This is a genomic window from Thalassospira sp. MCCC 1A02898 (assembly GCF_001618185.1).
GTDB classification, from domain to species: domain Bacteria; phylum Pseudomonadota; class Alphaproteobacteria; order Rhodospirillales; family Thalassospiraceae; genus Thalassospira; species Thalassospira tepidiphila.
On record NZ_LPXK01000011.1, the window covers coordinates 159,715 to 182,243 of the forward strand.

Below are 22,529 nucleotides of genomic sequence, written 5' to 3' on the forward strand. Positions count from 1 at the left end.
GTCGTTCTCCGTTCAGGATGCCTGTTGGGTCTTTTTGGTGCGGCGGGGGCGCCGTGATTGCAAAACCGCTTCAAGCTGTTCGCGTTCGATCCGGCTGCTGCGTAAACCGCGTAGCGTTGCAATCAGCAAAACGATCATGGCAAGGGCAGTAACGCCGTAACTTGCCCAGATATAGCCGCCATAGCCGCCCATTGAGAAGAATTCACTCATTGCTTGGCCTCCGCATTGTGACCCGCTTCATAGGCTTGTTCCTTTGCCGATGCCGGGGTTTCGGGATCTTCAAACATGCCTGACAGATGCAGGGCGCGAATGCGTCGTTCGTTCAGTTCCAGTCTGACCCGCAGGATCAGAACAACGAAGTAATAGCAGGTGAAACCAAGGATCATCAGGGCAAGTGGCAATTGCATGCTCGGATCGACGGCCGGGCCATCCATGCGCACGATCGAGGCTGGTTGATGCAGTGTATTCCACCAGTCGACCGAGAATTTGACAATCGGCACATTGACCGCACCGACAAGAGCCAGCGCCGATCCGGCCTTTGATCCGCGTTCCGGATCATCAAAGGCGTTCACCAGCGCCATGTAACCGAGATACAGGAACAACAGGATCAGCATCGATGTCAGACGCGCATCCCACACCCACCAGGTGCCCCACATCGGTTCGCCCCACAGCGATCCGGTAATCAGGCAAAGGGCGGTAAAGGTCGCGCCAACCGGTGCGGTGGCGCGCGCGCAGATATCAGCCAACGGGTGTTTCCAGATCAGGCTCATCGCGCCGCAAATCGCCATGCCGACATAGCAAAACAGCCCCATCCATGCGGCCGGGACATGGATATACATGATCCGCACGGTGTGGCCTTGCTGGTAGTCAACCGGCGATCCGATCAGGGAAAAATAGAGCCCGGCCGCGATCAGGACCACGGTCAGAGCCGACAGCCACGGCAGGATCGGGGCTGTAAATTTCAAAAACACACTTGGTTTAGCAAAGCGATGCATTTTTCTTATCCTTGGTGCGGAAATCCGCAAAGGGTCATCCCGTCTCGTCGTCTTGTTGTTCTATTCCATGGCCTGGCGTACGGCATGGGCGGTAGCAAAGGGTGCGGCTGCCAATGTCAAAAGCAGGATGGCGGCCATGATCTGTAATTGCGCGGTTGCCGAAATTCCAAGCAGGGCCGCCTCAACTGCACCGGCCCCGAATATCAGTACCGGAATATATAGTGGTAAAACTAGAAGTGATACAAGAACTCCGCCACGTCGCGCGCCAAGTATGAGGGCTGCGCCAATCGCCCCGATCAGGCTGAGTGCCGGTGTGCCAAGCAACATGGCGATCATCAAAGTGACAAAACCGTCCTGATCCATATTGAGCATCACCGCCATCAGGGGGGCTGCAATAATCAACGGAAGCCCGGTCGTCAGCCAATGCGCAAGCACCTTGCCCAGGATCAGAAGTTCGAGTGACACCGGCGACAGGGTTAAAAGTTCAAGCGTCCCGTCTTCGTAATCGGCCTGAAACACGCGTTCGAGTGATAGCATGGCTGCCAGCAGGGCAGAGACCCAAATCACCCCCGATGCGATACGTGCCAGAATATTGACCTCCGGCCCGACACCGAACGGGAACAGGGTGGTGGTGACGATAAAGAACGCCACGACCATCACGGAATCAGCACCCTGCCGGAGGGCCAAGCGCAGATCGCGTTGCAGAATGGCCAGAAAACCGTTCATTGCGCGGCCTCCTGCGATGAGGCTGCCCGCTTTGTCGGGGCCATGTCTTCGAGTTCGTCCTGTTCGGCCAGCCATTCGACCATCGGGATGGCAAAATCATCAAGATCGAGAATGGTCGGGTTTTCGACATCAAGATCGATATGGGTTGAATAGACGACAATGCCACCGCGGGCACGAAATTCGGTGATCAGTTGGGCCAGCTCAGCACAGCTTTCGCGGTCCAGCCCGACGGTGGGTTCATCGAGCAACCAAAGATCGCTTTGCCCGATCAGAACGCGGGCAAGGGCGGTGCGCCGTTTCTGGCCGCTTGAAAGATACCGACCGGTAACCCGTGCCAGATGATTGATTTGAAGGGCTGTTAACGCCCGGTCAATCGCAGGGTCAAGATCACGCACGCCGCGCAACTGGCCCCATAAACGCAGATTGTCGCGTACCGTCAGAACCGGTTTGATCGCATCCTGATGGCCAAGATAATGGGTGCGCGCATGATGGGCAGTGCGATCCTCTGCGATGTTTTCACCGTTCCAGCGAAGATCGCCAGAACGCGGTGCTACAAGGCCTGCCATCAGGCGCAAAAGGCTTGATTTCCCGGCACCATTTCGACCGCGCAGCATCACGGCATCACCGGATTTGGCCGAAAAGGACAGGCCGCCAAATACCAGTCTTTCGCCACGGAGGCAGGTCAGATCAGAACCGCTAAAATCAGCCATATAACCCGTTAGATTGTCTGAAATTCATTCTGTAACACGTCATGATATAACGCGTTACAGCGTATTATTCATGCAATAACCGACAATCGACTGGTTGGCATTGTTTCAAATCAATCCAAACTCACGATCCAACAGGGAATCAGTCGTCGAAACGGACCATGGATGCACCGATGATGGGGCCGCCACGCCCGTTCTGGATCAAGACGGCGATACCCCCGTCATAGGCGGCTTTCATGGCAAACGGGATTTTCTGCTGACTGCTGCCATCCCATTGGCCAAGGCTGATCATGTCGCGCACAACATTGGCATTTACCAGTCGCTTGCCGGCGTTTTCGCCTGAAAGCACATCGCGCTGATGTTCGCGATCAAAGCCGATCAACCAGATCTGTGAAATCTGTCCCGGGTTTGGTTTGCCAACACCGTGCAAGGAAACAGTGCCCTTTGCCGGTTGTGTTTTATCAATGGTGCTTAGATGGATATCCGCAAGATCGCGTAACGGGGCAACCGTGGTACTGGTGGTTTCGATCTGCTGTCTGGCGGTGGCGCGTACCACGTGATCACCATTGATGATGACCTGCGGGGTATAGACGTAACGTTCGCGCATGCGATTGGCATAGTCGCGTTGACGTTCGCTGTATCGGGCGTCGGAGAACGGATCTTCCCAACCAAGGTAGTTCCAGTAATCAACATGATAGGACAGCAACAGCAGATCATCATGCTGATCTGCCATATCATGCAGGACCTGATCGGCGGGCGGGCAGGAGTTGCATCCTTGGGACGTGTAAAGTTCGACGACCGCGCGCGGCAAAACACTTTCAGCAGCCCTTGCGGGTGAAGATACGGTCATGAGCAACAGTGCAAGCGCACTTAAAAGGGGGCGAGGGTTTTTCATGACATTGATCATGCCTGAAAACCACCATCACCGACCAATCACAAGGCCTTGAAATCAGCAGTAGGTGTAAAGTGGAAGATATTTGCGCGCTTGCGTGGATCTTTGAAAGGAGATTTCCAAAGATTGATGCTATGAGCTGCGGACCAATCGGAACCAGTTCTAGGGAGCTGTCCATTGCAAAGGAACAAACGACCTTTGCGTTAAATGAAAAATGCGGAACTGATCTGCTGGTGGGAGCTTAATCTGGCAAGATCGGTCCAATACGAGGTTTGCAAGCGAATGATGAAACGCGAACACTGGGGCTCACGCCTTGGATTTATTCTGGCGGCCGCCGGGTCGGCTGTTGGACTGGGGAACATCTGGAAGTTCCCGTATATGGCTGGCGAGAATGGCGGTGGCGCATTCTTGGTGATCTATCTTGCGCTGGTCTTTACCATCGGTATTTCGGTCATGCTGGCCGAATTCGTGATCGGCCGCATGTCGGAAAAGAACGCGATTGGCGCATTTGCCAAACTTAAAGGTGGGCTTTGGCCGATCGTTGGTTTGTTTGGCGTTGCTGCCGCCTTCATGATTTTGTCGTTTTACTCGGTGGTTGCCGGCTGGACGCTGTCCTACATGATCAAGGCCGTCACCGGGGCGCTTGCGATCGAAGATCCAGCTGCCCTTGGTGACATCTTTGGCAGCTTCATCAGTGATACGACCTCGCCGTTGATTTTCCACGCGATCTTCATGGCGCTGACCATTTTCGTCGTGCTTTCCGGTGTTGGTGCCGGTATCGAGCGCGCGTCGAAAATCCTGATGCCCGCACTGTTCGCGCTTTTGATCGTTCTGATCGTGCGCTCGGTTACGCTTCCGGGTGGTATGGAAGGTGTGGCCTTCCTGCTGTCACCGGACTTCTCGAAAGTGACATGGGCAACGGTTTCGGATGCGCTGTCACAGGCCTTTTTCTCGTTGTCGTTGGGGATGGGGGCAATGATCACTTATGGCTCATACCTTGCGAAGAAAGAAAACCTTCCGGGATCTGCCGGTTGGGTCACCTTGCTTGATTCGGCTGTTGCCGTTCTGGCCGGCCTTCTGGTTCTTCCGGCGGTATTTGCCTTCGGCTTTGATCCGAGTGCCGGTCCGGGCCTGACCTTTATCACGCTGCCAGCTGTGTTCGCCCAGATGCCGTTTGGTTCGTTCTTTGCCTTCCTGTTCTTCCTGCTGTTGGCGATTGCGGCTTTGACCTCTGCGGTGTCGATCCTTGAAGTGGTTGTTGCCTATTTCGTCGATGATCGTGGGATCAATCGCAAAACGGCGGCTGTGGTTCTTGGTTTCGTGATCTTCCTGCTTGGTATTCCGTCGTCGCTTTCGATGGGGGTCATGGCGGATGTTGAAATCCTGTGGGGCAAGAACTTCTTTGACCTTATGGACTTCGTCAGCTCAAGCCTGCTGTTGCCGATTGGCGGTTTGTTGATTTCGTTGTTTGTTGGCTGGATCGTTTGGGGCAAGGCCCAGGAAGAAATCGCAGCACATAACGGAATTGTACCGGTATGGATCGGTGCGTGGGGCTTGATCGTCAAGTTCGTCGCACCGCTGGCGATTGCTTTTATTCTGCTTAAAGGTCTTGGTGTTTTCTAAGTCAGACCTGCCGATAGGCTAATGCGAAAGGGCGGGGAATTTCCCCGCCCTTTTTTGTCGTTTGCCGTTCGGTTTGGTTCTAGAGGGCAGCTTCCTTGGCAAGCTTGGAAACGGATTCTGCGCTCATGGGTTGACCCAGCAGATACCCCTGGATCAAGTCACATCCGGCCTTGCGCAGCACGTCAAGCTGATGCTGGTTTTCGACCCCTTCGGCAACGCAGGTTTTGCCAAGGTTGCGCGCCATGTTGATGATCGTAATTGGCAAAGTTTCACCATCTGGGCCGTCTTCGATATCCCAGACAAAACTGCGATCAAGCTTGATCACATCAAAGGGCAATGTGCGCAGATAACTCAGGCTCGAAAATCCGGTCCCGAAATCATCAAGCGCGATGCGCACACCAAGATCACGCAGGCGCTGTAATTTGGTCCGCATGTCATCAATATTCCGCATGAACAGACTTTCGGTGACTTCGATTTCCAACCGGTCGGCAGCCACACCCTTGTCAACGATGATGGCGCGAAGCTGTTCGGCAAAATCCATCGATCCATAGAACTGCTGAACTGACACATTCACCGCAAGGCGCAGGTTATGTAAGCCTTCCTGACGCCAGGCAACCAATTGCTTGCAGGCGGTGCGAATGACCCAGCGGCCCAGTTCGCCAATCACGCCCATTTCCTCGGCAATCGGGATGAAGGTCGAGGGCGGAATGGTTTTGCCATCGGTCGTCGTCCAGCGCAGCAAGGCTTCGACCCCCGCAATTTCACCGGTTTTTGCATCAAATTGCGGCTGATAGACAAGATGGAGTTCCTCGTTGTCGATCGCGCGGCGCAAGGCGGTTTCAAGGGCAAGATCCGCCCCCTTTTGACTGTGCAGATTGACGCTGTAAAGTCCGACCCGGTTGCGTCCCTGTTCCTTGGCCTGAACCATTGCCAGTTCGGCACAACGAATGATGTTGCTGGTGTCATTGGCATCTTCGGGGAAGGACGCAATGCCGATGCTTGCCGAAAGGTAAACGTCTTCACCCTTGCGGGTCAGATGGGCTTCGCCAAGGCGCATCAGAAGACTTTCTGCGATCCCGACGGCTTCCTGTTCAGTGTTCACATTTGGCAGGATAGCGGCGAATTCATCGGCACCGATACGGGCGATGACAGCATCCTGACCAAGTTCGCGGCTGATGCGGCGTGATACTTCGACCAGCACATCGTCCCCGATATTATGGCCAAGGGCATTATTGACGCGCTGGAAGTTGTCGATATCGAGCATGGCAACCGTGAGTGGGCGTCCGACCCGGCGGGCGCGACCGATATGAAGCGACAAAAGTTCCGAAAACCGGCGACGGTTTGGCATGCCGGTCAGTTCATCGGTAAAGGCAATCCGCAGGACATCTTCGCGGTTTTTTTCACGCCCGCTGATGTCGGTGAAGATCGAAGCATAGTGGGTGATTGTACCTTCGCCATCGCGAACCGCCATGATCGAAAGCCATTCGGCATAAATCTCGCCCGACTTGCGCCGGTTCCAGATTTCGCCTTCCCATTTTCCGGTGCGCGCCAAATCTGCCCAAAGCTTGGCATAGAAAGCCTTGTTCTGGCGTCCAGACTTCAAAATCGCCGGTGTCTTGCCGATCACTTCTTCGGCCTGATAGCCGGTGACGCGCGTGAAGGCCGGATTGACGGCCTCGATCTCCGACTGCGCATTGCAGATCATCACACAGTCAGGGGAATTTTCGATCAGCTTGTTGGCAAGGGCCAGGGACTGGCGCGCCTTGGTAATTTCGCTGCCACTGTCTTCGGCCAGACTGCTTAGATGGATCAGGTAATCCTGTTCGATAAATTCAAGCAGATCGGCAAATGACAAAACCCCGATGGTTTCACCGTTGTGGTTATGAACTACAAGATGACGGAAATTGTCGCGCATCATCATTCTGCGCGCGTCATCAAGGTTCATATCCTGACGAATGAAAGTCACCGGTCGGGTGGCAATATCGCCCGCAGTCAGGTTTTCATGTTCTTCTGCCAGATGGCGCAAGATATCACGTTCGGTGATGATGCCGGTTTGCAGTTCTACCGGTTGGTCGTTCGGGAAACCGGAAATGATCGCGCTGTCGCATTTTTCCGAATGCATGCGCTGACGCAGTTCCCAAACCCGAATGTCCTTGTGGGCAAATACGGTGGATTGGCGAACCGCATCCGCAACATCGTTGGCAATGAACGGCTTTTTGTCACCGACATGACGGATGAGGTCGGTCTGGCTGATGATCCCGACAAGGCAGCCATCCGCATCAATGGTGACAAGATGGCGCACGCCACGATCGCGCATGCGCACGATTGCCGATTGCGGGGTGGCATGGACCGAAATGGTATGTACCGGTTGGGACATACGCGTTGAAACCGGTTCAGAAAGCGCGGCCATGGTCGACGGTGGCAACGATAGCAAATCGTGCTCGGTCAGAATTCCCACAGGCTTGTTGTCCACCACAATAATGACGGAACTGCTGTTGGCCTTGCGCATTTTTGCCGTAGCGTCGCCGAGGGACGTTTGCGGTGTACAGCTTAAAACTGTTCCGGGGGAAAGTGTGCCGACCGTCAGACCAAACGGGCGTCCATCGGAGGATGTGGGGCGTATCATGCGCGTTTGCTCTGTTCGACTGATCTTTTTCGGTTTTATTCTTAAGGGTGAGGCGAAGGCGCCATTCCTAGCAGGTTCGGCGTACTTGAGAATTGTTCTGGATCAAGTCAGGGGCGTTCAATTGAACGTCGCCCAGTAAAATTCGGTACAAACAAGAACACCCCACCGGAAAACCGGTGGGGTGTCAATGTGTCAGCCAAAGATTTCAGATTGAAATCAGGCAGCTTTCATCATGTTACGCAGAACGAACTGCAGGATGCCGCCGTTCTGGTAGTAGAGAACTTCGTTCTCGGTATCGATACGGCAGGTAACAACGATTTCCTCGGTGCTGCCATCTTTGCGCGTGATGCGAACCGTGACGTCCTGAAGCGGGTTGATGCCATCACCGATGCCCAGCACGTCAAAGGTTTCCGAACCGTCCAGCTTGTAGGTCGCACGACCTTCGCCGTTCTTGAACTGCAACGGCAGAACGCCCATGCAGACCAGGTTGGTACGGTGGATACGCTCGAAGCTTTCCGCGATCACAGCTTTGACGCCAAGCAGGTTGGTGCCTTTTGCTGCCCAGTCACGCGAAGAACCGGTGCCGTATTCCTTACCAGCGATGACAACCAGCGGGGTGCCTTCGGCCTGATAACGCATTGCGACGTCATAGACCCAGCCCTGTTCGCCCGACGGATAATGAACCGAAACACCACCTTCGGTGCCCGGTGCCATTTCGTTACGGATACGAATGTTGGCAAAGGTACCGCGCATCATGACTTCGTGGTTACCACGACGTGCGCCATAGGAGTTGAAGTCACGAACAGCAACGCCGTGTGCCTTGAGGTATTCACCTGCCGGGCTTTCTTCCTTGATCGAACCGGCTGGGGAAATGTGGTCGGTGGTGACAGAGTCACCCAGAATCAGGAGCGGACGTGCGCCATGAACTTCAGAGAAGTCACCCGGCTCTTTCGCCATGTCGACGAAGTAAGGCGGGTTCTGAACGTAGGTGGACTTGCCATCCCACGCGAAGGTCTCGCCTTCGGTGACTTCGATTTCCTGCCACGGTTTCGGACCGGCAAAGATGTTGTCGTAACGATCTTTGTACATGGACGCCGAGATCGAGGACGCGATGGTGTCAGCGATCTCTTTGTTGGTCGGCCAGATGTCTTTCATGAAGACGTCTTTGCCGTTCTTGTCCTTACCGAGCGGATCTTTGTTCAGATCGATCTTCAGGTTACCGGCAAGCGCATAGGCAACAACCAGCGGCGGGGAGGCAAGGTAGTTTGCCTTGACCTGCGGGCTGATACGGCCTTCGAAGTTACGGTTACCCGACAGAACGGCGGTGACGAGCATGTCGTTACCGTCGATCGCGTCGATGATCGGTGCTGCCAGCGGACCGGAGTTACCGATGCACGTGGTGCAACCGAAACCGGCCACGTTAAAGCCAAGCTGATCCAGGTAATCCTGAAGGCCTGCTTTTTCGAGGTAATCGGCAACAACCAGCGAACCCGGTGCGAGCGAGGTTTTCACCCACGGCTTGCTCTGAAGGCCGAGTTCGACAGCTTTTTTCGCCAGAAGACCTGCTGCGATCAAAACGCTCGGGTTCGAAGTGTTGGTGCAAGAGGTGATCGCGGCGATGACGACGTTACCGTCCTTCATTTCGAAGTTTTCGTTCGAAACCGGAACAGAACGATCAGCATCAACACCCGGTGCCATGTCGGCAAAGGTCTTGGTGAAGCTCGAAACGGCATCTTTCAGCAGAACACGGTCCTGCGGACGCTTCGGACCCGAAAGGGCCGGCTCGACGGTCGAGATGTCAAGTTCAAGCGTTGCAGTGTATTCGGCTTCATGTGCCGGGTCACGCCACATGCCCTGTTCTTTGGCATATGCTTCGACCAGTGCAATCTGGTCTTCGTCACGGCCGGTCGAACGCATGTAGTTGAGCGTTTCGTCATCGATCGGGAAGAAGCCACAGGTCGCACCATATTCCGGTGCCATGTTACCGATGGTCGCACGATCCGGAAGGCTCATGTGGTCAAGCGCATCGCCATAGAATTCGACGAATTTGCCAACAACGCCCTTTTCACGCAGCATCTGAACGACGCGCAGAACAAGGTCAGTTGCGGTGATGCCTTCTTTCATGGAACCGGTCAGCTTGAAGCCGACAACTTCCGGGATCAGCATCGAGATCGGCTGACCAAGCATTGCTGCTTCGGCTTCCAGACCACCAACGCCCCAACCGAGAACAGCAAGGCCGTTCACCATGGTGGTGTGAGAGTCGGTACCGACCAGCGTGTCCGGATATGCAACGGTTTTGCCGTCTTCGTCCTTGCCGGTCCAGACGACCTTTGCAAGATGTTCGACGTTGACCTGGTGGCAGATACCAGCCCCCGGCGGAACAATGCGGAAGTTGTTGAAGGCGTTCTGGCCCCAACGCAGGAACTCGTAACGCTCGCCGTTACGTTCGAACTCGACTTCCATGTTTTTGTCGAGTGCGTCGTCGGTGCCGAAGAAGTCGATCATGACCGAGTGGTCAATGACGAGGTCAACCGGTGAAAGCGGGTTCACCTTCTGGGCGTCGCCGCCCATCTTCACGACAGCATCGCGCATCGCGGCAAGGTCAACAACGGCGGGAACGCCGGTGAAGTCCTGCATCAGAACGCGGGCCGGACGATAGTTGATTTCGTGGCTGCTTTTGCGCTCTTTGAGCCAGTCAACAACAGCTTTGACATCGTCGGTTTTAACGGTGAAATCGTCTTCGTAACGCAGAAGGTTCTCAAGAACGACTTTCAGCGTGAAGGGAAGTTTTGAAACGTCGCCGAATTTCTCGGAAGCAACTTTGAGGCTGTAATAGTCGACGGACTTGTCCCCGACTTTCAGCGTGCGGCGCGTTTTCAGGTTGTCTTTGCCACAAATGGACATCAGACCCTCCTCAAGGTGGTTAAAAGGGCTTGTCGTGACAAGACACCCCGACCGTCGGAGCGCCGAGCGGTGGGCTATCTGTGTTGCGTGACGCGGGTCACGGCTACATATCTATGTGCAACGGGGTTACACCACAATTCCCTTTGAAAGTCCAGACCCCGAAAAGGGGTATTGGTGAAAACCCGTTGATCACAGCATGTTGGCAAAGCCCAACAAGCAATCAAACGGCTTTAGACGATATGTGCCGTGGCTTTTGGCCTTTCAATAGGACAGGCAAAACACGGAGTCTGTTTTTTCCTGACATGGTTATAGAGCCGCCGGCATTCGCGGCAATGAATGTCGGTGTGGGGCGCAGGGGCCGCTCGCCTTTAACAACGACTCCGCACCGGAGTCGGGGTGGCGGGTTCGAATTTGCCTGCAAAGCGACATGTTCCCAATGCGCGCGAATTGTGCGGTGCATGATTGCGAAAGATTTTTGCATTGCGGTGTTTTCGCGTGCCGTCTGCGACCTGCAACCTGAGATAACGCTACGTAATCAAGGGTAGAGCGGTCGGTGTGTTCTGTCGTCAAATAATTGTGCGGTGCGAATTTGTAGAAAACTCCCAACCCCTTGAGAATCATTGCATTGACGCAATATGCTGAAATTGGTACTTAAATGCCTATTAAATGTGTCAGGCCCGGTTTCCGTAAGGTCAGGGTCATAAAATAAACCGACACATCATCAGGGAAACTGAACAGCGGTTTGCAAATTTTCACGCGAAAGAACCCGAAATGCGGTTCTGCGGCATTTGCGGCCCAAGTCAGGGAGGAATGCGACGGCATGACGTCACAGAGTCCTATTTTAGAGATTAGCGACGTGTCGCTTGTTTTCGGCGGCGTGCGTGCGCTGAGTGATGTCAGCTTCTCCGTTCAGCCGGGCGAGCTTTTTTCGATTATTGGCCCGAACGGTGCTGGTAAGACATCCATGCTGAACTGCGTTTCGGGGCGTTATACGCCAACGACCGGTTCGGTATCTTTCAAGGGCAAGGATGTTACCGGGCTCAAGCCGAATGATCGTGCCGAACTTGGTATCGGGCGTACGTTCCAGAACCTGGCGCTTTTCGGGCACATGAATGTGCTTGATAACATTATGGTCGGTCGGCACCACCTGCTTAAGAACAACTTCCTGAACGGGCCGCTTTACTGGTTTGGCGGGGCGCAGAAAGAAGAGCTCGATCATCGTCGCTTCTGTGAAGACGTCATCGACTTCCTTGAAATTTCCCATATCCGCAAGGCGACCGCCGGCACGCTTTCCTATGGTTTGCGTAAACGGGTCGAGCTTGCGCGTGCTGTTGCGTTGCGTCCGGACCTGATCCTGCTTGATGAGCCGATGGCGGGCATGAACCTCGAAGAAAAAGAGGACATGGCGCGCTTTATCATCGACCTCAATGAAGAGTGGGGCATGACCGTTGTCATGATCGAACACGACATGGGTGTGGTCATGGATATCTCCAATCGGGTGATGGTCCTTGATTTCGGTCGCAAGATTGCCGAAGGCCTGCCTGAAGAAGTCATGGCCAACAAGCATGTCAAGAAAGCCTATCTCGGCGAAGAAGACGACGACACGGACGAAGACGAGCAGGTGGCCTGATCATGAGCAGCAATATCCCGGAATATGCCGACGTTCAGTCGCTTGATAGCTTCCCGAAAGTGCTGGCCTACAACGCGCGCAACTGGCCCAAAGAAGTCGCCATGCGCGAAAAGGAATTCGGTATCTGGCAGGAATTTACCTGGCAGGATTATAACGACCGTGTCAAATGGATGGCGCTTGGCATGCGCGCCCTTGGCCTTGGGCAGGGCGATGTTGTTGGCATCATCGGCGAAAACCGTCCGGAATGGGTTTGGGCCGAAATCGCGGCGCATGCGCTGCGCGGCATGTCGGTTGGTCTTTATCAGGACAGCCTGCACGAAGAAGTCGCCTATCTGATTACCTATTCAGGCGCGCGCATTCTGATCGCCGAAGACGAAGAACAGTGTGACAAGCTGCTTGAGCTTGGCGAAGACATCCCGACTGTCGACCATATCGTTTATTGCGATCCGCGCGGGATGCGCAAATACGACGATCCGCGTTTGCTGGATGTCGAAAAGCTTTATGAACTGGGCCGCGAGCTGGAGGCAAAAAATCCGGGCATTTATGACCAGATGGTTGCCGACACCCGTGGCGATGAATGTGCCATTCTGTGCACCACCTCGGGTACAACGTCCAAGCCGAAGATGGCGATGCTCAATTCCGGTGATTTCCTTGATCACTGTGCGGCTTACCTTCGCGCTGACCCGAAATATCCGGGCGACAATTATGTCTCGGTCCTGCCGTTGCCGTGGATTATGGAGCAGGTCTATGTCGTTGGTCAGTCGCTGATCAGTCGCCAGATCGTTAATTTCGTCGAAGAGCAGGAAACCATGATGGCCGACCTGCGCGAAATTGGTCCGAACTTCGTCCTGCTGGCACCGCGCGTTTGGGAAACCATCGCGGCCGATGTCCGCGCACGGATGATGGATTCCACACCGTTCAAGCAAAAGATGTTTGATTTCGGCATGGCATTGGCCCGCACCGCGATGGATGCCGGCGGCCATTCGAAAATGGCCGATGTGATCCTGATGAATGCGCTGAAAGACCGTCTTGGATTTTCCAATCTGCGTTCTGCCGCGACGGGTGGTGCCGCGATTGGCCCGGAAACCTTCAGGTTCTTCCATGCGATGGGTGTGCCGCTGCGTCAGCTTTATGGTCAGACCGAACTGTGCGGCGCCTACACCATCCATCAGCCGGGCGATATTGATTTCGATACGGTTGGCGTTGCCTTTGATAATTCCGAGATCAAGGTGATCAACACCGACGAAAATGGTGTTGGCGAAATCGTTGCGCGCACGTCGGGCATGTTTACCGGATACTTCAAAAATCAGGCCGCCTATGACGAAGATGTCCGGGATGGCTGGATGCATACGGGGGATGCCGGTTACTTCAAGGACGAGAACAAGCACCTTGTGGTGATTGACCGTATGAAGGATCTGGCGGAAACCTCGACCGGGGTGCGCTATTCGCCGCAGTTTATTGAAAATAAACTGAAATTCTCGCCCTTCATTGCCGAGGCCGTGATTCTTGGCAAGGGCCTGCCGTTCCTGTCGACCATGATCTGTATTCGTTATTCGATCATGGCGAAATGGGCCGAGCAGCGCGGGATTGCCTTTACAAACTACACCAACCTGTCAGCCCAGCCGCAGGTCTATGACATGATCACCGAGGAAATCCGCGAAGTGAACAAGACACTTCCGGAAGCCCAGCGGATCAAGCGGTTCCTTCTGCTTTACAAGGAACTGGATGCCGATGACGGCGAACTCACCCGCACACGCAAAGTGCGCCGTGGTGTGGTTGCCGAGAAATATGCCGACATCATCGATGCGGTTTATGCCGGCAATGACAAGGTTGATATCGACACCATGATCACCTTCCAGGACGGGTCCAAAACCCGTATCCAGACGAGTGTGAAGGTCGTCGATCTTGATAATGACAAGGCCGCACAGACGGCCCCGAAAGCCGCCGAATAAGGCAGCAGCATAACTGTGGCCCGGGCCAAAGGCCTGGGTCGCCATTACAGGGATGGCAACATGAATTTCGAACTTCTGTTCCAGCTTCTGCTGAACGGTTTGATTGTCGGGACACTCTATGGCGTTGTCGCCATGTGCTTTGTCCTGATCTACAAATCGACCCAGATCGTCAACTTTGCCCAGGGTGAGTTCCTGCTGATCGGGGCATGGGTGTGTTATGCATTCCTTGTCGAAATGCATATGCCCTTCTGGCTGGGTTTCCTGTTTACCTTGCTGTTCATGATGGCGTTTGGCATCGTTCTGCAGATGGTCGTCTTGCGACCGATGATTGGCGAACCGATCATTTCGGTGATCATGGTGACCATCGGGCTTTCGATCTTCTTCCAGGCAGCAACCAAGTGGATTTTCGGGGCAACCACCGCGACCTACCCGCAGGTGTTTGAAACCCGATCGGTCAACCTGTTGGGGATGCAGATCGAGACGGCCTATATCATGAGCTTCGTGATCTCGTTGTTCATCATGGCCGGGTTCTATTGGTTCTTTAAATATTCCAAGCTTGGCCTTGCCATGCGGGCAACCGCCTTTGATCAGCAGGTCGCGCAAAGCCTTGGTATTTCCGTCAAAACCGTATTTGCCATGTCCTGGGCAATCTCGGCCCTTGTATCGGGTGTCGCCGGGATCGTGATCGGCATGGTCAACGGCGTGTCGTCCGCCCTTTCGGTGATCGGGATCAAGGTGTTCCCGGCGGTGATCCTTGGCGGGCTTGATTCGATCATCGGTGCCATTGTCGGCGGTGTGATCATTGGTCTGCTTGAAAACACCGCGGAGTTTGTTGACGGCCAGTATCTGCACTGGGGCAACCTGTTCTCGATCGCACCGTTCTACGTGCTGATCATTATTCTGTGCATCAAGCCATATGGCCTGTTTGGCACCAAAGACATCGAACGTATCTAGAGGACGGGGAAGATATACTATGGCTGGGTTTTCTATACGTCCTTGCGGTGACTTCCGAACGACTTATCGTCAGGATACCCGCATCTTTGATACGACCTATATCCGTAACGCCGCGATCCTTGGCATCTTTGCTGTCGCCATGATCCCGTTTGTTCTGGATGGCTATTACGTCAACCTGTTCATTCAGATTTCCTATTTTGCGATTGCCGCACTGGGGCTGAATATTCTGGTCGGCTTTACCGGGCAGATTTCATTGGGCCACGCTGCCTTCTTTGGCTTTGGTGCCTTTGCATCGGCCTGGATCAACAATACCACCGGCATTCCGGTGCTGCTGTCGATCCCGCTGGCTGGTCTGATGACGGCAGCGGTCGGAATGCTGTTTGGGTTGCCAGCGGCCCGTATCAAGGGGCTTTATCTGGCGATTGCGACCCTTGCTGCGCAATTTATTCTGGAAGACTTCTTTGCCCGGGCCGAATGGTTTACCGGCGGTTCCTATGGGGCGGCAGCCAATCCGATCAACGTGTTTGGCTACGAAGTTCTCGATGATTTCAGCTTCTTCTATGTGTCGCTGTTCTTCCTCGTGGTGATGTATCTGCTGGGCACCAACCTGATGCGGACCCGTGATGGGCGCGCCTTTGTCGCGGTACGTGACCATTACCTGTCAGCGGAAATCATGGGGATCAACCTCACGAAATATCGTCTGATGAGCTTTGCGATCTCGTCTTTCTATGCCGGTGTCGGGGGGGCCATGTATGGCCACTATCTGGGCTTTGTGTCGGCCGAGGGCTTTACCATCCTGCTGTCGATCCAGTTCCTGGGCATGATCATTATCGGCGGTCTTGGTTCCGTCAAAGGAACCCTGATGGGCACAGTGTTCATGGTGCTTTTGCCCGAAGTCATGGAAAGCGGTGTCAGCGTACTCAGCGTTTTTGAATGGGCCAATTCGACGGCTGTAACCGACGGACTGGCCTATATCAAGGAGATGGCAATTGGTCTGGCCATCATCCTGTTCCTGATCTTTGAACCGGATGGGTTGGCCCATCGCTGGCAACAGATCAGGGCGTACTGGAAGCTTTATCCCTTCTCGTACTGATCAAAACCCCGAACCCGGCCCGCTTATAAAAACCAAAGGGCCGGGACCAAAACGGGGCGACCGGGAGGCTTATTTTGTGAAAACGTCCAAGGGAGACGTCGTGATGAAAAGATTGATTGCTGCGACCGCAATGGTCGCAACCGGGCTGTCCTTCTCGGCAGCGCAGGCAGATGACGACATGGTCTTTGTCGGCCATCTGATGGACATTACAGGTGCCACCGGCTTTATCGGCAAATTCTATGCCGATGGTGTGCGCGATGCGTTGTCCTATGTGAACGTCAACGGAGGCATTGACGGTACGGTTCTGGACTCAGAATCGGTCGATTATGCCTACAAGGTTCCGCAGGCGATCGCGAACTACAAGAAATGGCGTTCGCGCAATGACATGATCGCCATGCAGGGCTGGGGCACGGGCGATACCGAAGCCCTGATCAGCTTTGTCGCCAATGACAAGGTGCCGGTCTATTCCGCATCCTATTCGGGCCATTTGACAGATCCGACTGCGAAGAACCCGAAAACCGCCAAGCCTGCACCCTATAACTTCTTCTACGGTGCATCCTATTCCGATGCCTGCCGTGCGATGGTTCAGTGGGCGGCTGATGACTGGAAACAGTCCGGTGGTTCCGGCAAGCCGATCTTCTCGCATATCGGCGACAACCACCCCTATCCGAATGCACCGAAACAGGCTTGCGAAGAATACGCGACCGAGCTTGGATTTGAAGTGACCGCGCCGGTTGTTGTTTCGATGAAACCGGGCGACTTCAAGGCCCAGTGCCTGACCATGAAAGAAGCCGGGACCAACTATGGTTACCTTGGCAACCTCGGCCCGTCGGTTGTGTCGCTGGTGAAATCCTGTGACACGGTTGGCGCAACCCCGAAATGGCTCGCCAACATTTGGGCAGGTGACTACGAGACGCTGAAAACCATCGGTGATGTCGATAACTACATCTTCCCGGCCATGACCAGCTTCTGGACCGATGAAGGTGTTCCGGGCATGGACCTGGTACGTGAAATCTCCAAGATGTCGGACAGCTCGGGCGAGCAGTTCCGCACTCACCACTATATCCGTGGCATTTGCTCGGTCTATTTCATGAAAGAAGCCATGGAATGGGCCAAAGCCAATGGTGGCCTGACCGGCGAGAACATCAAGGCAGGCATGTATGCCCGCCAGAATTGGGTTCCGGCCGGTCTTGAAGGTGTGTGCATGGAAGCGACCTGGACCGCCGAGGACCATCGCGGCATCAACACCGTCAATATCTATAACGGCAGCGCCAAAGGTGGCGACGTCACGGTTGAAAAAGTAACGACCGTAACCCTGCCGCGTCGTGACGACTGGCTCGGTTACTAAGAGCCATATTACGACAGACCAATGTCTCCCAGACTGTTCGGAGGCAGGGCATAACACGCAAGATGCCCTGTCTCTGACAGCTGGAGATCACAAGACGATCATTCGAAAGGGACATCATGGCAGAGCCCGTCCGCAAAAGCGAAACCGCCGAACCGATGCTTTCGGTCAATAACATCGAAGTCGTCTATGACGAGGTGATTCTGGTCCTGCGTGGCGTCTCGCTTGAGGTCCCGCAAGGCAAAATTGTGACCCTGCTGGGGCCGAACGGGGCCGGTAAATCCACAACGCTCAAGGCGATTTCGGGTTTGCTGAAAACCGAAGACGGGGAAGTCACCCGCGGCGATATCAACTTCATGGGCAAGCAGATTGCCAATGGCAGCCCCGAAGATATCGTGCGATCCGGCCTGTTTCAGGTTATGGAAGGTCGTCGTATCATCGAGGACATGACCTGTATCGAAAACCTGCGTCTCGGGGCCTATACCCGCAAGGACAACAAGGTCAAAGACGATATCGAAATGGTCTTTGAGTATTTCCCGCGTTTAAAGGAACGGACCGGTCTTGCGGGCTACCTTTCCGGCGGAGAGCAACAGATGCTGGCGATCGGGCGTTCGCTCATGGCGCGACCGAAGATGATCCTGCTTGATGAGCCTTCGATGGGATTGTCGCCGCTTTTGGTCAAGGAAGTGTTCGGGATCATTGAAAAGATCAATCGCGAGCAGGGCATCACCATGCTGATCGTCGAACAGAATGCTAACTTTGCGCTGAAGGTTGCCGACTATGGCTACATCATGGAAAGCGGTAAGGTTGTGCTGGATGGCACGGCGGAAGAGCTTCTCAATAACGAGGACGTCAAGGAATTCTATCTGGGCGGGGGTTCTGAAGAACGCAAAAGCTTCAAGAACATCAAGTCCTACAAACGCCGCAAACGTTGGCTCTAGGATCGAGACACCGGGGCCGTATATCGGTGTGGTGGACGCCTTTGAATGAAAGACGGGTATGATGCTTAAAACTTACTATGACGAGCGCGAAACGCGAACTCCCGGAAGCCGCGAGGCCGGCTTGATGGCAGCACTGCCGCGCATCCTGCATCATGCCAAATCGCAATCGAAGGCTTATGGTCGACTGTTGGCCGATATCGAGCCGCAAAAAATCACCACCCGCGAGGCACTGGCGAAACTGCCGCTGACCCGCAAGTCGGATCTGATTGATGCGCAGGCCAAGGAACCGCCGCTGGCGGGCCTGAACGCAACGCCGATCCCGGCGATGGCGCGCCTGTTCCAAAGCCCCGGCCCGATTTACGATCCGCAAGGAAAAGGCGATGACTGGTGGCGGATGGGCCGTGCCTTCTTTGCTGCTGGTTTCCGCCCGGGGGATATCGTCCATAACTGCCTGTCCTATCATCTGACACCGGGTGGGTTTATTTTTGACAGTGGCGCGCGCGCCTGTGGTTGCGTCGTGGTTCCGGCCGGTGTTGGACAAAGCGAAGCCCAGGTCAGGGCGATCAGCGATCTCAAGCCAGCTGGTTACAGCGGTACGCCGTCCTTCTTGAAAATACTGATCGAAAAGGCCGAGGAACTTGGTGCTGATATCTCCTCGATCAAGCGCGCGCTGGTGTCGGGCGAAGCCCTGCCGGAAAGTTTGCGGTCGTGGTTTGCAGATCGCGATATTGCGATGCTGCAATGCTACGCCAGTGCCGACCTTGGCCTGATTGCCTATGAAAGCGATGCCAAGGACGGAATGATCGTTGCCGAGGACATCATTCTTGAAATCGTCCGTCCCGGTACCGGGGAACCGGTTGCCGAGGGCGAAGTGGGCGAAGTTGTCGTCACCACACTGAATATGGATTATCCCCTGATCCGCTTTGCGACCGGCGATTTGTCGGCGATTGCGTCCGGCCAAAGTGCCTGTGGGCGCACCAATCACCGTATCAAGGGCTGGATGGGGCGTGCCAATCAGACCACCAAGATCAAGGGGATGTTTGTTCATCCGCAACAGATCGGTGAAATTGTCAAACGCCACGGTGATATTGCCAAGGCGCGCCTTGTCGTGACCCGCGAAAACGATAACGACGTCATGACCCTGATCTGCGAAGGCATTGACGACGGTCATATCGAGGCGATTGCCGACACACTCGCCAGTGTCTGCAAACTGCGCGGCACGGTGCAGGGGGCGGCAATTGGCAGTTTGCCAAATGATGGCAAGGTGATTGATGACCAACGTGATCATGGTTGATCACATATCCTGACGTAAGGTTTCATTCCCGCTCGGGAAACTTGTGCCGCTTGGCTTTGCCAGCGGCACTTTTTTGTCCTTACATCAAACGTGATGCCTGCAGTACCAGCCCGCCGGCAAGCAGCGTAAGCGCAGCACCAACAATCACGTTCTTGAGCGAAAGCACAGACTGGTCACCATGATGATGGTGATCGTGCCCGCCATGATCATGATGTTCGCCATGATGTGCTGACTTTTGGCCTTCGCGACGCAGCCACAGCAGGACGCCAGTCAGACCAAAGGCGGCAATGTTCAGCAACAGCGTGTAATTGACGCCAAATGCACTGACCTCGGCGATGTCGCGGCTGCTTTCGGGCAGGGCACCAAGTGCGACAAAGGCGTAATGCAGGACAAGGGCGGTGGCGACGATACTGGCATACATGATGCCAGCGATATAAAGCGCAGTCTTCCAGCCGTAATAACGGGCATTGACCTTGACCAGTGGCGGAACCATCAGGTCGGAATAGATAAAGCCCATAATCCCGGCAAAGCTGACACCCCCGGCACTCAGCACTGTGGCCAGTGGAATGTTCCCCATGGAGCCGATAAAGGTCGCAGCAGCAACAAATGGTGCGATCAGGGCATTCTCCAGAACCGTCAAAAACGGCAAATCCGATGCATTTCCATGGCTATCCCCGGCAAGGAACACAGTTTGCCAGAACTCGGCCGGAACAAAGACGGCAATAAAGCCGGCAATCGTGAAACCGATCAGGATTTCACGCCAGACCATCTGCCATTCCATGACAAAGCGGTTGCCGACCTGCTGCCAGCCTTCTTTGGACTTAAAGCGTTTTTTCCAGTCGAAATCATCTTCTTCGCTGCCGGCTTCCGCGTCGGCATGTTGCTTGGCGGCTTCAATCATCTCCTCGGGATATGTCAGGCGGATCAGAACAGCCGAAATCGCAATCATCAGGATGCCGCCTATGACTTCTGCGGCCAGAAACTGCCAGCCCAGAAACAGAAAGATCAGAACGCCAAGTTCAATGACCAAGTTGGTCGATGCGAACATAAAGGCGACAGTGGCAATGAAATGTGCGCCTTTCTGAAACAGGGACCGCGCGGCGGAAAGGGCCGCGAACGAGCATGAACTTGATATCGCGCCAAACAGAGCCGCGAGCGAAACACTGCCGATATCGGCAGTACCCATATGCGCTGTCAGGCGTTTCTTGGGAACGAATACCTGAATGGCCGCACTGATGGCGTAGCCGAGAACAAATGCCCAAAGTGCGTTCCAGAAAAATCCAACTGCTGTGATCACACCGTTTGAATATTGATCAAGCAAAGTCATGGTGGCCTTCCTGCGATGTCATGTTTCGCGATAGTTGGGAAACGACGGAAAGGACGAACTGTTCCAAGATAGGCAATTGCCAACATCTGTGTATGATGGCCGAAACACCAAAAATTGCTTTGGGGAGAGCAACGTGCGCACGGGCAAGAGTTTTGCCGTTTCCATGATTACGATTTGCCAGTTGATGGCGCTGGCCTTGTGGTTTTCGGCAACGGCCGTGCTGCCGCAATTGCGCAGCGAGTTTGGCATCGGTGCATTGCAGTCATCGCTGTTTACCAGTGCGGTTTTGCTCGGCTTTGTGCTGGGGACGGTGACCAGTGCGGTCCTTGGGTTGGCCGATCGCATCGAACCCCGGCGGTTTTGGGCGATCTCGGCGATCATCGCGGCAACCGCCAATCTCCTGATCTTGGTTGTCCCGGTAGACGGGATTATCGTGATTGTGCTGCGCCTGATCACGGGTGTCTGCATGGCAGGTATTTATCCCGTCGGCATGAAGATGGTGGCAACCTGGTCGCGCGGCGATACCGGCTTTCTGGTCGGACTTCTGGTGGGGGCACTCACCATGGGATCGGCGATGCCGCATCTGTTCGCGGTGGCGGTCCCGCTTGACTGGCGATATGTGATCATCACGGCCAGTGTAACGGCCTATATCGCCGCGATTGCCGTTCTGTTTGTGCATCTGGGCGGCACGCCGGGGCGCTCGCCCCGTTTTGATCCGAAAATGGTTGGAAAAATCTGGTCAAACAGGCCTTTGCGTCATGCCTGCTATGGCTATTTCGGGCACATGTGGGAACTCTATGCCATGTGGGGCTGGATCGGGCTGTTTTTGTATGGGGCGTTTTCGGATCGCTTGGTCGAAAACCCCGGTGTCTGGTCGGCCCTTTCAACCTTTGCCATTGTCGGTGTCGGTGCGTTTGGGTCTTTGGCCGGGGGGTATTATGCCGACCGGATCGGACGCACGACCGTGACTATTGCCGCCATGGTGGTCAGTGGTGCCTGTGCCCTGATTGCAGGTGGCTTGGCCGATGCGCCTGTCATCCTCCTTATTGTTGTCTGTGTTGTTTGGGGTGTTTCAGTCGTCGCGGATTCAGCACAATTTTCATCCTGCGTCATTGAACTGGCCGATCCGCATCAGGTTGGTACAGCATTGACCCTGCAAAATGCCATCGGGTTCCTGATTGCGCTTGTTTCCATCCATCTTGTGCCAGTCATTGCCGATCATACCGGCTGGTGGGGGGCATTTGCCATGTTGGCGGCTGGCCCGGTTTTGGGCACCGTTGCAATGGTCCGATTGCGCATGATGCCAGAAGCGATTCAACTTGCAGGTGGCAGGAAATAATATTTTTACTGCTCAAGATAGAGATCAGGGGTGATCGTCTTCACTTGACAGCCGCAGGGTAAAAAACTGCGTTGTTTGGGTTTTCTTGACCATTATCTGAACAAATACTACTTTCTGCCGGAATTTTCTTGCTGTCTCGCGTTCGGGGCGATGCGGCGACTATCCAAAAATAAGGGTCTTT

The 22,529-nt window shown here is 54.7% G+C and carries 17 protein-coding genes; 9 read left to right on the top strand and 8 right to left on the bottom strand.

The window, feature by feature from the left end; genetic code table 11:
- Positions 1-12 precede the first annotated feature (12 nt).
- The 5 genes from ccmD to AUQ41_RS11750 form a co-directional block, all read right to left on the bottom strand.
- Positions 13-210 (bottom strand): heme exporter protein CcmD, encoded by a 198-nt coding sequence (gene ccmD / locus AUQ41_RS11730; RefSeq protein ID WP_008889226.1) that lies wholly within the window; start codon positions 208-210, stop codon positions 13-15.
- Positions 207-995: a heme ABC transporter permease gene (locus tag AUQ41_RS11735; RefSeq protein ID WP_063088584.1), complete on the bottom strand. Its 789-nt coding sequence runs from the start codon at positions 993-995 to the stop codon at positions 207-209. The genes ccmD and AUQ41_RS11735 overlap by 4 nt, the downstream gene beginning before the upstream one ends.
- 60 nt (positions 996-1,055) lie before the next feature.
- The gene (gene ccmB, locus AUQ41_RS11740; RefSeq protein WP_008889228.1) at positions 1,056-1,721 is read right to left on the bottom strand and encodes a heme exporter protein CcmB; all 666 of its coding nucleotides are present in this window, start codon (positions 1,719-1,721) and stop codon (positions 1,056-1,058) included.
- Positions 1,718-2,431 carry a heme ABC exporter ATP-binding protein CcmA gene (gene ccmA / locus AUQ41_RS11745; protein WP_063088585.1) on the bottom strand — a complete coding sequence of 238 codons (714 nt, stop codon included), beginning with the start codon at positions 2,429-2,431 and terminating at the stop codon, positions 1,718-1,720. The genes ccmB and ccmA overlap by 4 nt, the downstream gene beginning before the upstream one ends.
- 139 nt (positions 2,432-2,570) lie before the next feature.
- The gene (locus tag AUQ41_RS11750; protein ID WP_232308378.1) at positions 2,571-3,323 is read right to left on the bottom strand and encodes a thioredoxin family protein; all 753 of its coding nucleotides are present in this window, start codon (positions 3,321-3,323) and stop codon (positions 2,571-2,573) included.
- A gap of 279 nt (positions 3,324-3,602) precedes the next feature.
- Between AUQ41_RS11750 and AUQ41_RS11755 the strand changes: the two genes are divergently transcribed.
- The gene (locus AUQ41_RS11755; protein WP_063089001.1) at positions 3,603-4,943 is read left to right on the top strand and encodes a sodium-dependent transporter; all 1,341 of its coding nucleotides are present in this window, start codon (positions 3,603-3,605) and stop codon (positions 4,941-4,943) included.
- A 79-nt stretch (positions 4,944-5,022) separates the two neighbouring features.
- Here the strand turns inward: AUQ41_RS11755 and AUQ41_RS11760 are convergent, their stop codons facing one another.
- Together AUQ41_RS11760 and acnA are read right to left on the bottom strand one after the other, a co-directional pair.
- Positions 5,023-7,569 carry an EAL domain-containing protein gene (locus AUQ41_RS11760; protein ID WP_083952686.1) on the bottom strand — a complete coding sequence of 849 codons (2,547 nt, stop codon included), beginning with the start codon at positions 7,567-7,569 and terminating at the stop codon, positions 5,023-5,025.
- 216 nt (positions 7,570-7,785) lie between these two features.
- Positions 7,786-10,473 carry an aconitate hydratase AcnA gene (acnA, locus tag AUQ41_RS11765; protein ID WP_063088588.1) on the bottom strand — a complete coding sequence of 896 codons (2,688 nt, stop codon included), beginning with the start codon at positions 10,471-10,473 and terminating at the stop codon, positions 7,786-7,788.
- Positions 10,474-11,293: 820 nt separating this feature from the next.
- On the opposite strand from acnA, the gene AUQ41_RS11770 reads away from it, so the two are divergent.
- The 7 genes from AUQ41_RS11770 (at position 11,294) to AUQ41_RS11800 (ending at position 19,682) form a co-directional block, all read left to right on the top strand.
- The gene (locus tag AUQ41_RS11770) at positions 11,294-12,103 is read left to right on the top strand and encodes an ABC transporter ATP-binding protein (RefSeq protein ID WP_040822694.1); all 810 of its coding nucleotides are present in this window, start codon (positions 11,294-11,296) and stop codon (positions 12,101-12,103) included.
- Between the two features lie 2 nt (positions 12,104-12,105).
- Positions 12,106-14,055, top strand: a complete 1,950-nt coding sequence (locus tag AUQ41_RS11775) for a long-chain fatty acid--CoA ligase (RefSeq protein ID WP_063088589.1) — start codon at positions 12,106-12,108, stop codon at positions 14,053-14,055.
- Between the two features lie 60 nt (positions 14,056-14,115).
- Positions 14,116-15,009 (top strand): branched-chain amino acid ABC transporter permease, encoded by an 894-nt coding sequence (locus tag AUQ41_RS11780; protein WP_008889236.1) that lies wholly within the window; start codon positions 14,116-14,118, stop codon positions 15,007-15,009.
- 19 nt (positions 15,010-15,028) lie between these two features.
- Positions 15,029-16,102, top strand: a complete 1,074-nt coding sequence (locus AUQ41_RS11785; RefSeq protein ID WP_063088590.1) for a branched-chain amino acid ABC transporter permease — start codon at positions 15,029-15,031, stop codon at positions 16,100-16,102.
- Between the two features lie 103 nt (positions 16,103-16,205).
- A complete protein-coding gene (locus tag AUQ41_RS11790; protein ID WP_063088591.1) occupies positions 16,206-17,450 on the top strand; it encodes an ABC transporter substrate-binding protein in 1,245 nt (414 codons plus the stop codon).
- Between the two features lie 155 nt (positions 17,451-17,605).
- A complete protein-coding gene (locus AUQ41_RS11795; protein ID WP_063089002.1) occupies positions 17,606-18,388 on the top strand; it encodes an ABC transporter ATP-binding protein in 783 nt (260 codons plus the stop codon).
- Between the two features lie 58 nt (positions 18,389-18,446).
- Complete coding sequence (locus AUQ41_RS11800) at positions 18,447-19,682, top strand: phenylacetate--CoA ligase family protein (protein ID WP_083952685.1); 1,236 nt, start codon at positions 18,447-18,449, stop codon at positions 19,680-19,682.
- Between the two features lie 79 nt (positions 19,683-19,761).
- Here the strand turns inward: AUQ41_RS11800 and AUQ41_RS11805 are convergent, their stop codons facing one another.
- Positions 19,762-21,009, bottom strand: coding sequence for a permease (locus tag AUQ41_RS11805; RefSeq protein ID WP_063088593.1), 1,248 nt, complete (start codon positions 21,007-21,009; stop codon positions 19,762-19,764).
- Between the two features lie 133 nt (positions 21,010-21,142).
- Between AUQ41_RS11805 and AUQ41_RS11810 the strand changes: the two genes are divergently transcribed.
- Positions 21,143-22,348, top strand: coding sequence for an MFS transporter (locus tag AUQ41_RS11810; RefSeq protein WP_083952727.1), 1,206 nt, complete (start codon positions 21,143-21,145; stop codon positions 22,346-22,348).
- Positions 22,349-22,529 lie beyond the last annotated feature (181 nt).

Coding starts and splice junctions, on each gene's coding strand:
- ccmD (WP_008889226.1), bottom strand. CDS start 210: ATGAGTGAATTCTTCTCAATGGGCGGCTATGGCGGCTATATCTGGGCA.
- AUQ41_RS11735 (WP_063088584.1), bottom strand. CDS start 995: ATGCATCGCTTTGCTAAACCAAGTGTGTTTTTGAAATTTACAGCCCCG.
- ccmB (WP_008889228.1), bottom strand. CDS start 1,721: ATGAACGGTTTTCTGGCCATTCTGCAACGCGATCTGCGCTTGGCCCTC.
- ccmA (WP_063088585.1), bottom strand. CDS start 2,431: ATGGCTGATTTTAGCGGTTCTGATCTGACCTGCCTCCGTGGCGAAAGA.
- AUQ41_RS11750 (WP_232308378.1), bottom strand. CDS start 3,323: ATGAAAAACCCTCGCCCCCTTTTAAGTGCGCTTGCACTGTTGCTCATG.
- AUQ41_RS11755 (WP_063089001.1), top strand. CDS start 3,603: ATGATGAAACGCGAACACTGGGGCTCACGCCTTGGATTTATTCTGGCG.
- AUQ41_RS11760 (WP_083952686.1), bottom strand. CDS start 7,569: ATGATACGCCCCACATCCTCCGATGGACGCCCGTTTGGTCTGACGGTC.
- acnA (WP_063088588.1), bottom strand. CDS start 10,473: ATGTCCATTTGTGGCAAAGACAACCTGAAAACGCGCCGCACGCTGAAA.
- AUQ41_RS11770 (WP_040822694.1), top strand. CDS start 11,294: ATGACGTCACAGAGTCCTATTTTAGAGATTAGCGACGTGTCGCTTGTT.
- AUQ41_RS11775 (WP_063088589.1), top strand. CDS start 12,106: ATGAGCAGCAATATCCCGGAATATGCCGACGTTCAGTCGCTTGATAGC.
- AUQ41_RS11780 (WP_008889236.1), top strand. CDS start 14,116: ATGAATTTCGAACTTCTGTTCCAGCTTCTGCTGAACGGTTTGATTGTC.
- AUQ41_RS11785 (WP_063088590.1), top strand. CDS start 15,029: ATGGCTGGGTTTTCTATACGTCCTTGCGGTGACTTCCGAACGACTTAT.
- AUQ41_RS11790 (WP_063088591.1), top strand. CDS start 16,206: ATGAAAAGATTGATTGCTGCGACCGCAATGGTCGCAACCGGGCTGTCC.
- AUQ41_RS11795 (WP_063089002.1), top strand. CDS start 17,606: ATGCTTTCGGTCAATAACATCGAAGTCGTCTATGACGAGGTGATTCTG.
- AUQ41_RS11800 (WP_083952685.1), top strand. CDS start 18,447: ATGATGCTTAAAACTTACTATGACGAGCGCGAAACGCGAACTCCCGGA.
- AUQ41_RS11805 (WP_063088593.1), bottom strand. CDS start 21,009: ATGACTTTGCTTGATCAATATTCAAACGGTGTGATCACAGCAGTTGGA.